This window comes from Gimesia maris (assembly GCF_008298035.1).
In the GTDB taxonomy this organism is placed as follows: domain Bacteria; phylum Planctomycetota; class Planctomycetia; order Planctomycetales; family Planctomycetaceae; genus Gimesia; species Gimesia maris.
In genome coordinates this window covers 633519-646267 of sequence record NZ_CP042910.1, presented here as the reverse complement: position 1 = coordinate 646267, position 12749 = coordinate 633519, and the positions used below count along the sequence as shown (strand labels likewise).

Sequence of the window (12749 nt, the reverse complement as noted above, 5' to 3'; positions counted from 1 at the left end):
TAACCTTTCATGCATTTGTGTTTACCCTTATTGTTTCACCAGGGTCATATGCGAAGATTATGACGAAAGGGTCTTGATTTTGGAATTAGACCATCAACGAGAAGAGATCACCTGCATATCTCGGCGTGTGGTGTGCAGTTATCGTACGAAAAAAAGGGGGATATCGTAACAAACAGTATCGCTACGCCTTCCGGATCACTCGCACTGGAAGGCGGAAACCCACGGTCGGTTTGTCATTTCTTCAACCGAGCTTCCTTATGAAGAATGTCAACTTCGTCGATGATTTCCAGCAGACGTTGACCAAAAGTAGACAAAGTGTATTCGACTCGTGGAGGAATTTCGGGGTAACTCGTCTTTGTAACGACGCCATATTCGACGAGTCGCTTTAGTCGCTCCGAAAGGACTTTCGCAGTCATCCCGTCAACTGCCTTCTCCAATTGCCCCGGACGTTGAATTCCCTGTTCAATTCGTCGGAGCAGTGCCACCATGTAACGACAACCCAGGCATTTTTCGAAGACTTCGGTTACATCTATTTCACTCATCTTTCTCGCACCCTACTTAAAAGAAAGTACCCCACAAATTTGTGCCCGGTTGAATCTGCCTCGTGAACGGCAATTATACCAGCAAAGTTAAAGTAATTCAGATACCCATACTTTTTTTTGAAAAGGAGAACTGAAATGCCTCACCTGCTCCACATTGATTCAAGCCCCCGCAGCGACCGTTCTCACACACGTGGTCTCACAGCCGACTTTGTGCAAAGCTGGCAAGTCAACCACCCAAACAGCACCGTGACGTATCGTGACATTGGACGAAGCCCATTGCCACACGTAACGGAAGAGTGGATCGCAGCGGCATTTACGCCACCGAACGAACGCAGCCAGGCAATGCAGGATGCCTTGCGTTTGAGCAACGAACTGATAGACGAGCTATTAATGGCTGATGTGATTGTCGCCGGGATTCCTTTTTACAATTTCGGAATGCCAAGCGGCTTCAAAGCTTACATAGACCAGATTGTGCGTATAGGTCGAACGTTCTTATTTAATCCCGATAACGAAGAATCACCTTATACACCGCTCATTCATGGTAAACGGATGATTGCGGTTATCTCCCGTGGTGATAGTGGTTACGGTTCCGGTGGTCGAAACGAGAAAAATAACCATCTTGATCCCCACTTACGGACGGTGTTTCGCTTCATCGGCGTGACCGATTTAGAGATTATCGCCGCCGAAAATGACGAGCATGGTGGTGCGGCTTTAGTCAACTCCTTAGAGTCTGCTCGCAGAAATATTCTAAGGCTTGCCGCCGAAGACCAACCGCAAAAGGGCGACCTTGCCCCCTTAACCAGGACTCGACGATCTACAAAGTCGCAGCTCATCCCTGATGGCCGTCAGGGATGAGCTCTTATCAATATAACCAGCTACATCAAACCTGTCAGTCTGGTTCAATACTGCTCGTACCCGAGATACCAGGACTCTTTTATCATTGAACCCTGTCCCCTTTTCTCTGTCCCTGGAAGTGATTTGTTTGAGCAGCAGAAATCAAATAACTACTTTCGACAAAAGAAATCATCTGTTAAACTGGCCTTTGCAGGCACTCTCGAATTGAGTCTGACGAATAGTTCTTCAGCCATTCTGTCAGCGTATTTTTTCATTTGACCCTGATCACAGTCGAGAGGAGTTGAATCATGATTACTGAGACAAGTAGCCTGCTGGCGATCTTTGGGTTAGCCGTCACTTTATCTGCTTATCTTTCTGCCATTAGACTGATCGCAATTCAAAAAATTCAAGATTTGCCCGGGAATGATCAAAAGACAGAAGATAAAAAATGGGATCTAAGGAAGAAGTTGGGGTGGTTGACTCTGGCTGATGTTCCCATGGTGCTTTCTGCCTTTTTGCTTGGTCTGTTTCTTCTGTGGGATTACCTGTTATTAGATCTATATGAAGGTAAATGGTGTAAGTGGTGGGATCAAGTTACATCTAAAGACCTTCAAGAGTGGTTATCGTTTCTCGGATTGTGGTTCTTCCTGATCGCCGGAACGGTAATGGTGATTTTGCACATGGTGGCCTGGTGGAATACAGCAAAGAGCCTGCTCAAAGGTAAAAAAATAATCGAATCGGAACCAGCGAAAGAGTCACAACCCCAATCAGCTTCCGCAGCGATCATTGAAGCAAACACCACAACAGAAACACCGGCAACTGAGATTAAACCTCCGCCTGAAAAGCCTTAAAGTGAGCCGAGTGCCAGGAGAGATTAAAGGGGTCAGCGACTGTCTTGGATGTTGTCAAGAAGTGTAAACGAAGTGGTTCCATGTCTGATTGTTTTTCATCATAGAGTTCAGGTTCGTGAGAAACTTTACCATGCAGATTATCGATCAAGGAATTGTCTATCCGTCTCATATTGGAACTGACCGACAAAGTTGCGCATTCCCCGGCGTGTGCGTTTCCACGACAGGACGCTGGTTAGTGAGTTTTCGGGCAGCGCCTGAAAAAAGTGGCCTGTCGGGCCAACACCCGCTGCTTTGCTGGTCTGATGATAGAGGGGCCAACTGGTCAGAGCCGATAAGGCCTTTTGAACCACCTCAATTTGACAAACTGACTCCAGGCAGTTTTCGCGCAGCGTATCTTACGGCCTTGAAAGATGGCACACTCATCGCAGCACTCTGCTGGGTCGATGATCGTGATCCCTCACGACCATTTTTCAATGAAGAGACGGAGGGGTTACTCGATACTCGAATTTGTCTGAGTCGATCAAAAGATGATGGCCTGACCTGGTCGTCGCCGACCTTTGTCAGTAGTGAGTTCGACCATCTTCCTACGCCGTTGACAGGACCGATTCTTCAATTCCGTGATGCAGAGGACTGCAGCCTGCTGGCGATTCAACTTGAACTCAATAAGCCCTATTTCGACAAGACACCCTGGCATCATCGTTCGATCCTGCTGCTTTCTGACAATGATGGTCACACCTGGTCAAATCACATTGTCACCAGTGATGACCCGGCATTGAGAATATTTTATTGGGATCAACGCCCCGCACTGGTCGGGGACAATGAACTGTTAAATCTATTCTGGACGTTTGATCGAGAGACTGGCGAATATCTCAATATACATGCACGAAAGACTGAAACCAGTTATGACGATTGGTCGACGTTTTGGGATACTGACGTTCCTGGTCAACCGGCAGCACCAGTGCGTTTATCAGATGGTCAGCTTGTGATGGTTTATGTAGATCGCACAGAAACCCCCACTATCAAGCTTCGCACCAGCAAAGATGGCGGACATCATTGGCCAGTAGAGAGTGAAATAATACTCTATTCGCAGGGAGCATCCCAAAATTTGATGCGACCAGGCGACATGCTTGCTGCCTGGGAGGAGATGTCCAATTTCGCTGTTGGTTTGCCTGCGACAGCGTTGTTGCCTGACAATGAACTTCTGGTTATCTTTTATGCCGGTCAATCGACAAATGAAACCAGCATTCACTGGCAGTGCATTCGCGCTTCAACATCAAAAGTGATGTGATCGGAAACAGAACGCATAATCGCAATACGGGGGCAGGACTTTTTTGGGGTCCCGAACCTTTAAGTATTCACAGCTATTGTAACTCCATCGCGATTCGGTCTATCCATTAAAACAGCAACTACGATAGAATAGACGATAACAGTGATTGCTTTTTCTTGTCTGGTATCTACATTCTCACTTCTCTCAACTCGAAGCTGGAGACAGGAGCTGATGAATCAGGAATCACGTTATTACATGACATGCACCAGCAGACTGATAATCGCGCTGCTGACAATCACAGTTGCTGGTCTGACGTCTGTAATGGACAATCGTGCTCACGCCGACCAGCCCATTCGCGAAACGAACGCGAGTGCCAGCGACCTCTTTGAAAAAGACAGCCCCTCTGCTGCCCAGATCGCCCGGCTGAAACTGAGAGAGGCAACAAACGCAGCACCCGAGTAATAAAAAGGTGTCAGGAACCGTTTTCTGTTTTTCGTGGCCTGCCGCGGGGCTTTATCGTGCTTGCCAGGTCAAGTTGTTGGACTGTTTTCTCGGTCCACTCCTCGTCTCCAAAGGGAGCGCCGCGCTGGATACTGCGTTCCAACGCCTGTACTTCGCGCTCGGTCAGCGGTTGATTCACATACTCGGCCCAGCCCGGTTTGCGTCTCTGTGGCCAGGAAGATAACAACGGCTGCGGTTCGTTCGCTCCCTGTTTCCAGTGATACAGGCTGCCCCAACTCCAGTCTTCGGCCCTCTTCACCAATTTCGCCGTGAAGGCATTCCGTTCAACATAACGGCACACAGTATAGAAGTGCTCGTCGCCCTGGATCGGGAATGATTTGAACCGTCCCTGATAAACGTGGCCTGAACCGGTGCTCTGGCGATGGGCGTGCCAGCGCTGGGTGTGGGTCAGCGTGAGCCAACCGGTGAAGCGGGAGAGCTGGCCGTCTTCACTGGGATGCACGACCAGATGCCAATGATTGGGCATCACGCAATAACTGAGCAGCCGCATCTCGAACCGCTCGACCGCTTCCGACAGGATCCGCTCAAACGCGGCGTAGTCTTCGTCCGTCTCAAAGATCGTCATCCGGGCATTCGCCCGGTTCAACACATGATAAATATATCCCGCTTGTGCGGCGCGTTTTGGTCGTCCCATAATCAGGGGATTCTAACGTAATCCCCCTAAACTGTCAATATAAGGTTCCTGACACCTTTTTCTAATCCGGGATCGACGTCACCAGTTCTTCAGCGACGGCTTCCAACACGTCGGACGTAATCAGGGGTAATTCATCCGCATAACCGACCAGCAGGCCCAGATCGCAGAGTCGATTAATCTTCCGTGGATTTCCCTGTGTCAGCTCAAACAGTGTCTGGAATGCCTCTGGTTCAAAGACCGGTTCGCTGCGGCCTGCCACCTGCAGGCGATGTTCCACGTAGCTCTGTGTTTCTTCTTCCGAAAATGATTTCAGCAGGCAACGCACGGCGATGCGATTATCCAGTTGAGACGAACGCTGCAGGTGACTGAGCAGTAACTGGTCGCCCACCAGCAGCAGTGTGAAATCGATGTCGGAAGTCTGCTGGAAGTTGAGCAGCTGATGCAGTGTTTCGAAGATCCGCTGATCGACGATCAGATGTGCTTCGTCAATCACGATGACCGGCTTATATCCCTGTTCGCAGAGTAACTGCAGCTGTCGATGCAAGGCCCGGACGATGCGGTCTTTGCCGGGAACCAGCGGCTCAATACCGGCTTCTTCTGCTCCCAGTTCGACTGCCAGATATGAAATCAGTTCAATGGGCGACAACTGTGGAAAGACGAGATGTACGAACGGCTGATAAATTTCAGCCAGCTGACTTTTCAGCACGTGACAGAGATACGACTTGCCAAGACCAGACCCACCCACCAGCAGGCCGGCTCCTTTGCTGTTTTCAATCAGATACTCGAGCTTTAACAAGCCTGCCTGATGCGGATTGCTGTCGTAAAAAAAAGAAGCGTCCATCTTTTCTTCAAAGGGACCACTTTTCAGATTCCAGTAGCTCTGATACATAAACTCTGTTTCCCGCGTATGTTTCAGTGTCGGGTGTTTGTACTGACACTCAATAGATTGATATGAGGACGTTAATCCAGTTTGTTTACCGACGATTATTCAAGCGATTCGATTTCCCCTGTCAGCCAGGCCGCTTCATTATCCTGTAAAACAGATCGACTTCCCGCTGATCCTCTGGGGGTCACATAGATCGGGTGTTCTCCCCCAACCTGCTGAATATGTCCATGGGGGCTTCCTGATTGCTGCCCCACTGCATGCAAGACTGCGGCCTGATCAGCGTCTGCTGAAGGTGCCTGTTCGGCTGAGACCGTTTGAATGAGCACATCCTGATGAACAGGGGGCTTCGCGTCTGGATCTGTGATTGCCTGGTCCTGCAGCGGCAATTCCGCGTCCAGGCCAAACTCCATGGAGAGTTCATCACTGGCACCCAGCACGGGAGAGAGCGATTCAGACCCCTTGTCTTCGACTGGTTCTTCCAGCGATCCGAAAAATGACAATAACGCCATCATCGAAAACACACTCGCCAGCAGACCGGCAAAAACCTTCGTCGTCTGATTCCAGCGAAACAGAAAACGGGGCTCTGACGCAGTACTGCTTTTCGAGAATAATTGCAGAAAACGTTTATAATTGAGAGACTTAAGCCAACTCATCACTCGTTCCTTCGAGAGCTGAATAACCTGGTAACTGCAGATAAGAACTCAATCCCTGAGCCTCAGAGAGTCGGCGATTCAATCACCAGTTCCCTGTCTACCTGCTCTAAAGAGACGCAGTCAGCGCTCTTCTTCTATCGGTTGCGAAGTGTAGGACTCTTGACCATTTCACAGACTTGGTAAACCAGATAGACCTGGCAAAACAAGCGAACATTGCCCACCCATTTTACCATCGTGGTTCTGCGCGATGAGTCTCGGCCCGATAACCCTGAAGATGCTGAGGGAACCTGGATACGGGCTAATTCAGACCGAGCACATCCGCCATTGTGTACAGACCGGGCTTCTGAGCGACCAGGTATTTCGCTCCCGCGAGTGCACCATAAACATAGCTGTCACGGGTATGCCCGCGCACGGTCAGGTCAATCGTTTCCCCCATCATGCCGAACACGATCGTATGCTCGCCGACATTATCGCCGGTGCGCAAGGCATGATAACCAATCTCGCAAACAGGTCGTGGCCCCGGACGTCCTGCCCGACCGTGAACGTGTTCTGTCTGGCCCATTTCATCGGCGACGATTTCGCCGAAATGTAAAGCGGTTCCACTGGGCGCATCTTCCTTAAACCGGTGATGACGTTCGATGATTTCCACATCGACGCCCCCCGGCGAATTTTTCAGCGAATGAGAAGCTTCGCGGACCAGTTTCATCATCAGGTTCACTGCCAGGCTCATATTGGGTGCGAGAATCAGAGGGGTAGTCTGTGAAGCTGTCAGCACTTCATTCCGCTGTTCGGGAGTCAGACCTGTTGTTGCAGCGACCAGACCAATCTGCCGTTCGGCACAGATGCCGGCAATTTTGATCAGACCAGCGGGCAGGGAGAAGTCGATGATCACATCGACACGATCCGTCAACTCTGACTGGATCTCGACCCCGATGGGGCCGATGCCTGCCACTTCGCCAGCATCTTTCCCCAGAGCCGGCGAATTCTCTGACTCTAAAGCAGCTCCCAGTTTCAAATCCGGATCCTGATAGACCAGAACTGCCACACGCTGTCCCATCCGACCAGCGGCTCCATTGACTCCGATAAGAATTTGATCGCCCATCTCTGACTCCCGTTATCTATTATATTATATATGGCATCTATTTGTGTTTTGAATCACGGCTGCTTCAGATGATCGTAATCTACGACATCCATTTTTTCCATTAGAGCCTGATACTTTCCCGCTGCATTTTCCAGTTTATTTGCTTTGTATATTCATATCTGCAATTGCCTGTTGCAGTTCCTGCCTGACATGCGGCTCCGGTTCGACAGCCAACTGTTCTTTCAGAAAGGTTTGCACCTCTGCATCTCCCAGTTTTCCCAGTGCCCAGGCTGCTGCCCCGCGAATTAAAGGCTCTCGATCATTGAGTACGTTTTTCAACGCAGGCACGGCACTCACATCTCCCCGGTTCCCCAGCACAATCGCCGCATTCCGCAATAAACCGGCTCTCCCCGCGCGAGACATGGGCGTACTCTGAAAACGTTCCCGGAACTGAACCTCATCCAGCGACAATAATTCACAGGCATCCAGGGGAGCATATGTTTCCACGGGTTGAAATGCGATTTCACGACTCAGAGGCGTTTTTCGATTCCACGGGCAGACATCCTGACAGACATCACACCCAAATGCCCAGTCCTCTAAACCGGGGCGTAACTCCTGCGGGATTGGCTGATCCCGTAATTCAATGGTCAGATAGGAAATGCACTTCCGCGCATCCAGAACTCCCCCTGCGACAAAGGCATCGGTCGGACAGGCATCCAGACAGCGCGTGCAGGTGCCACAATGCGAAGAATGATGTGGCTCATCGTATTCCAGTTCATCACTCAGCAGCAGCCCTGCCAGAAAAAACCAACTCCCCTCCGACTTATTGAGCAGCAGCGTATTTTTCCCGATCCAGCCCAGTCCGGCCAACTGTGCGAAATCCCGTTCCAGCAGGGGAGCGGTATCCACCACGCCCCGCGTTTCACAATCCGGATACTTCTCCCGAATCAAACGAGAAAGCTGCTTCAGTTTTTTTCGAATCACTTTGTGGTAATCGGTGGTTCCCCAGGCATAGCGCGAGACCCGCGCTTCCGTTCCCGTGACCGGCGGGGGTTCCTCTGTGCGGTAATTCAGCGTCAACATCAGTACGCTGCGCACGGAACTCATTACATGCTGTGGATGCTGATAAGCGTCTTTGCGGCGTTCGAGATAACTCATCTCACCCGCATAACCCTGATTCAGCCATTCCAGAAAATGATGAAAGCCGGCAGGAGTGATCGCCGGAGCCAGGCCGGCCAGGTCGAAACCACAATCAAAGGCCATCTGTTTGATCACAGCCGATTTTCGACTCTGCTCATCGGCGGTGGAACCTGTTGCTTCTCCCATAATTTTCTCAACAGTCGATTCATTATTCAGAGCGAGGGATGAGCCTGCATCTGTTCCCATTGAGTACGACCCACGCTCAGCACATCAGCATCATCACGTTTTTGCAGAGGGGTATAACGGGGATGACGCGATTCTTTATAGGGGTTGTTATGGCGCGTATTGTAACAGCAGATGAAACCCCACCGCGGATGCTCGCTCTTATTCTGATCAGAACGATGCAGTAGATTGGAATGAAAAAAGATGGCAGACCCCGGTTCCAGGGTACAGTAGAACAATTCCATCCGCTCAAGTGCTGCCTGAACCCGCTCCGGATCGGCGCCGGTCTGATCGCCGACTTTCATATGATCAATGCGGCCCAGCAGATGACTCCCTTTGAGTACCTGCAGACAGCCGTTCTCGACCGTCGCACGATCAACGGCGATCATGCAACTGCCCATATCAGGAGACAGGCAGCCATTGTTGTACCAGTAGCCGTAATCCTGATGCCAGGCCCAGGCGCCGCCGACTTTCGCTTCCTTCTGAATCATCTTGTGATGATAGTGATAGACTTCGTCTCCCAGCAACGCTTCCATACGGTCTACGACACGGTGGCAGGAGGCAATCGCGCCATAAATATCTTCGCCGACTTCGTTCTCGACATTCAGCTTGACCGCGCCCCCTTCTCCATCGGCGCGACTGAAGGTCGCCTGTTGCATGGCCAGGTCGGCGCGACCAATCTGACCTAACAGCGTCACCTCTTCCTGAGTGAACAGCGAATCCACAATTAGAAAACCGTCCTGCTGAAACGCAGCGAACTGCTCCGCAGTAAACAAGGCCGTGCTCATCTCACTTCCCCCTATTTTCAATCAGGACTCGCATTCATGTATCAAGGAAGCTGATTAAAACTCGAAGGGTGAATCGGTGCCACTGTTGGCTTGCCCAACAGTGCCGACCTCATTGAGTTTCATAACTCATTTCACTGTCGGACAAGCCGACAGTGCCACCCTCGATTTTTTATCAGGACACAGTTTCCCTCTAAAGGAAACATGACTTCTACTTTAACCTGTCTGCTCACGAATTTCGAGGATTTACTCTCCCCGAAACAAAAACACAGCCCGCCAGAAGACGGACTGTGCCTTGTTATTTCTTGAAGCGGGAATCGAATCAGGCTTCGTCCAGCAGATTAACGGCAGCGAATTCCTGACCTTCCAGCATCGCCAGGCTGGCACCGCCGCCGGTACTGACGTGTGAAACCTGGTCAGCAAATCCCAGCTGTTGAATCGCGGCGGCACTGTCTCCCCCGCCGATGATACTGGTCGAATCGCTGTCCGCGATCGCCTGGGCAACCGCCTTGGTTCCTGCGTCAAACGGGGTCATTTCAAACACACCCATGGGGCCGTTCCAGACAACCGTTTTCGCTGATTTCACGGTTTCCGCATAGATTTTTGCGGTCTCAGGTCCGATATCCAGGCCTTCAAATCCATCGGAAATTTCTCCCGCTTTGACAACCTGTTTGTTACAATTGCTGTTGAAGTCATCGCCACAGTGCGTGTCGACGGGCAGCATCAGTTTATCGCCCCCCTTGGCAATTAACTCTTTCGCAAGATCGACTTTGTCTTTCTCAACCAGGCTGTCCCCGACTTTTCCGCCTTGAGCCAGCGAGAACGTGTAAGCCATCGCGCCGCCAATCAGCACTTTATCGCAGATTCCCAGCAGGTTATCGATGACTTTAATTTTATCAGAGACCTTTGCCCCTCCCAGAATTGCAACGAAGGGTCGTTCGGGGTTGGCAATCACATCTGTCAGATATTGAATTTCCTTGGCGACCAGGAAGCCGACGACCTTAGGTTTGCCGGACATTGCTTCGGGTACAGCCACCATCGAAGCGTCTGTGCGGTGGCAGGTTCCAAAGGCATCGTTACAGTAAATGTCCGCGAAGGAAGCCAGTTCGCCTGCAAACGCAGCGTCTCCTTTTTTCTCGCCGGCATTGAACCGCAGGTTTTCCAGAATCAAAACCTGGCCATCCTGCAGGCCAGCGACTTTCGCTTTGGCATCTTCACCGACGGTATCGGTCGCGAAGGCCACTTCCTGCCCCAGCAGTTCACCCAGACAGGTCGCTGTGGGTTTCAGACTGTATTTGGAGTCGCTGGCTTCTCCCGTTGGACGTCCGAGGTGGCTCATCAGAATCAATCGGCCGCCACGATCTATGACAGATTTAATGGAAGGCAATGCCATACGCACCCGGCGGTCATCGGTAATCTGAAGCTCGTCATTCAATGGAACATTGAAATCCACCCGCATTAAAACGGTTTTACCTGCAACGTCTACGTTTTCGATTGTCTTCTTTGCCATGGAAAGTTGAACCAGTCTCTTATCTTACAGAGTTTGAATTGTTGAATACTGAAAATGAATACCTCAAGTTGACTCGAGGTACTCCTGAATTAAAAAATGTGCAGAAAAGTGAAAGCGTAACTGCAGCGAAAAAGAATGCGACGAAGACTACTCGTCCATCACATCCTTTTCTTTCGCATCCGCCATGCTGTTGACTTTACCTTCGAACTTTTTGGTCAGTTCCTGCACCTGATCTTTGGTATCGTCACGCTCATCTTCACCCATTACTTTGTCTTTTTCTGACTGATCAGCGTGCTTGTTCGCATCTCGGCGAATGTTTCTGATGGAAATCCGGGCTTCTTCAGCCAGTTCTTTGACTCGTGATACCATCTGCCGACGTCGCTCTGTAGACAGAGGCGGAATATTCAACCGCACGACACGCCCATCGGTATTGGGTGCCAGGCCCATATCACTGGCAGTGATTGCCTTGGCAATTTCACCGACCATCCCGGCGTCGAAGGGACGGATCAGAATCTGTTGCGGCTCAGGCACACTGACATTGGCCATCTGCTTTAAAGGGGTCGGGGATCCGTAATAGTCAACACGAATGGAATCGACCAGACCCGGAGTCGCGCGCCCTGTTCGAATGCCCTGCAATTGCCCCTGGAACACGTGAACCGCTTTGTCCATTCTCTCTTCCGCGTCGAGTAAAATTTCTGCCTGGTCCATGCTGCAAGTCCTTCGAATAGATAGCTTTACTTGAGTAGATTCGTCAAATAATCGTTAGCACGCCGTTGAGAACCCTGGTTCAGACCACTGGCCTGTTCTACACCTGGAAACGGCGACGGCCCTGATTTTAGTTGACCGGCTGATAAAATCAAACCGTCAGGAACGAGAAAAACCAGCTGAATCAGGTCCAGCTGGTTTTTCTCGGCAATTCACTTTGTCTCAAGCCCCATCATATAACTAAGTGCTTATTCGGTCAGGAAATGGGGGATTCTTCCCGGTTCATGATTCCGCTCAGATACAGCAGATTTTTCTCTTGTGGAAGATTCGTACGAAACTGCAGACTCTTATTTCCTGCCTGCAGCAGATCACGCCGGCTGATCTGTCCGAGCAGCGTTCGATCTTCACTCACCACGGGCAACCTGCGGGTTGGAGTACTGAGAAAGATCTGCGCGATCGTCAGCAAATCGGTGTCTTCGGAGATACAGCGGGCCTCTGTATCCACGAAGGGAAAGATCTGTGACGAAGGCAGTTGCTCATAACTGGCTTTAATCAGCACATCCATGCAACACTTTTCAGAAAAGACACCCAGAATTCGATGATCGGCGTCTAACACAGGTGCTCCTGAAATCCGATGCTTCAACAACATACCGATTGCTTCCAGTACATCCATATCCGGAGTTAATGTAATTAACTTCGTGATCATGATGTCCTTAGCGAGAATTGGTTTATCCATCGCTCCTCCCCCCTTCTAAATTGGCGTTTAGAAACACAAGATAAATGAGCCACACTTCAAAAGAAATGCTTTCAAAACCGCTGAGGACGTGCGTACTCACTTCAGATATGTAATAACGCGACTGCGTCATAGTTTTCATGTGTGGGAAACCTGTATATTCTATCAACCGGCAAGCGGATTCACAAAAACATTTCCCTTGATCACCTGCTGGTTCACCTGTATCTAGCAGCGATATCCTCTTCTGATTCAAGCACTTAAAGAATTATTCAAAAAACATTTCTGAACAGGAGCCACCAAATTTGTCTCTCATCTTTGAAGAGAGGGAAGACCAGACTTATCAGAAACGACTCTAGACGCCTATAATCAGGACTGGATACATTG

At 50.3% G+C, this 12749-nt stretch carries 14 protein-coding genes; 4 read left to right on the top strand and 10 right to left on the bottom strand.

The window, feature by feature from the left end:
• Nucleotides 1-233: 233 nt before the first annotated feature.
• The gene (locus GmarT_RS02415) at nucleotides 234-542 is read right to left on the bottom strand and encodes a winged helix-turn-helix transcriptional regulator (RefSeq protein ID WP_002649229.1); all 309 of its coding nucleotides are present in this window, start codon (nucleotides 540-542) and stop codon (nucleotides 234-236) included.
• A 135-nt stretch (nucleotides 543-677) separates the two neighbouring features.
• On the opposite strand from GmarT_RS02415, the gene GmarT_RS02410 reads away from it, so the two are divergent.
• The 4 genes from GmarT_RS02410 (at nucleotide 678) to GmarT_RS02395 (ending at nucleotide 3956) form a co-directional block, all read left to right on the top strand.
• Nucleotides 678-1397, top strand: a complete 720-nt coding sequence (locus GmarT_RS02410; protein ID WP_002649230.1) for an FMN-dependent NADH-azoreductase — start codon at nucleotides 678-680, stop codon at nucleotides 1395-1397.
• Between the two features lie 287 nt (nucleotides 1398-1684).
• The gene (locus GmarT_RS02405; RefSeq protein ID WP_002649232.1) at nucleotides 1685-2227 is read left to right on the top strand and encodes a hypothetical protein; all 543 of its coding nucleotides are present in this window, start codon (nucleotides 1685-1687) and stop codon (nucleotides 2225-2227) included.
• A gap of 130 nt (nucleotides 2228-2357) precedes the next feature.
• A complete protein-coding gene (locus tag GmarT_RS02400) occupies nucleotides 2358-3515 on the top strand; it encodes a sialidase family protein (protein ID WP_002649233.1) in 1158 nt (385 codons plus the stop codon).
• A 210-nt stretch (nucleotides 3516-3725) separates the two neighbouring features.
• Complete coding sequence (locus tag GmarT_RS02395) at nucleotides 3726-3956, top strand: hypothetical protein (RefSeq protein ID WP_002649234.1); 231 nt, start codon at nucleotides 3726-3728, stop codon at nucleotides 3954-3956.
• A 10-nt stretch (nucleotides 3957-3966) separates the two neighbouring features.
• Here GmarT_RS02395 and GmarT_RS02390 read toward each other — a convergent pair whose 3' ends face one another.
• The 9 genes from GmarT_RS02390 to GmarT_RS02350 all read right to left on the bottom strand — a co-directional run bounded on the left by GmarT_RS02390 (nucleotide 3967) and on the right by GmarT_RS02350 (nucleotide 12368).
• Nucleotides 3967-4650 carry a transposase gene (locus GmarT_RS02390; RefSeq protein WP_002649235.1) on the bottom strand — a complete coding sequence of 228 codons (684 nt, stop codon included), beginning with the start codon at nucleotides 4648-4650 and terminating at the stop codon, nucleotides 3967-3969.
• 61 nt (nucleotides 4651-4711) lie between these two features.
• Nucleotides 4712-5539 (bottom strand): ExeA family protein, encoded by an 828-nt coding sequence (locus GmarT_RS02385; RefSeq protein WP_002649236.1) that lies wholly within the window; start codon nucleotides 5537-5539, stop codon nucleotides 4712-4714.
• Nucleotides 5540-5634: 95 nt separating this feature from the next.
• On the bottom strand, nucleotides 5635-6189 hold the full coding sequence (locus GmarT_RS02380) for a hypothetical protein (protein WP_002649237.1): 555 nt from the start codon (nucleotides 6187-6189) through the stop codon (nucleotides 5635-5637).
• A 298-nt stretch (nucleotides 6190-6487) separates the two neighbouring features.
• Entirely contained in the window at nucleotides 6488-7291 is an 804-nt protein-coding gene (dapB, locus tag GmarT_RS02375) for a 4-hydroxy-tetrahydrodipicolinate reductase (RefSeq protein WP_002649238.1), read from the bottom strand.
• Nucleotides 7292-7426: 135 nt separating this feature from the next.
• On the bottom strand, nucleotides 7427-8656 hold the full coding sequence (gene queG, locus GmarT_RS02370; protein WP_002649239.1) for a tRNA epoxyqueuosine(34) reductase QueG: 1230 nt from the start codon (nucleotides 8654-8656) through the stop codon (nucleotides 7427-7429).
• Nucleotides 8623-9420 (bottom strand): phytanoyl-CoA dioxygenase family protein, encoded by a 798-nt coding sequence (locus tag GmarT_RS02365; RefSeq protein ID WP_002649240.1) that lies wholly within the window; start codon nucleotides 9418-9420, stop codon nucleotides 8623-8625. Before GmarT_RS02365 ends, queG begins: the two co-directional genes overlap by 34 nt.
• Before the next feature lie 319 nt (nucleotides 9421-9739).
• The gene (locus GmarT_RS02360; protein WP_002649241.1) at nucleotides 9740-10927 is read right to left on the bottom strand and encodes a phosphoglycerate kinase; all 1188 of its coding nucleotides are present in this window, start codon (nucleotides 10925-10927) and stop codon (nucleotides 9740-9742) included.
• A gap of 147 nt (nucleotides 10928-11074) precedes the next feature.
• Entirely contained in the window at nucleotides 11075-11635 is a 561-nt protein-coding gene (frr, locus tag GmarT_RS02355; RefSeq protein ID WP_002649242.1) for a ribosome recycling factor, read from the bottom strand.
• A gap of 253 nt (nucleotides 11636-11888) precedes the next feature.
• Nucleotides 11889-12368 carry a CBS domain-containing protein gene (locus tag GmarT_RS02350; protein WP_002649243.1) on the bottom strand — a complete coding sequence of 160 codons (480 nt, stop codon included), beginning with the start codon at nucleotides 12366-12368 and terminating at the stop codon, nucleotides 11889-11891.
• Nucleotides 12369-12749 lie beyond the last annotated feature (381 nt).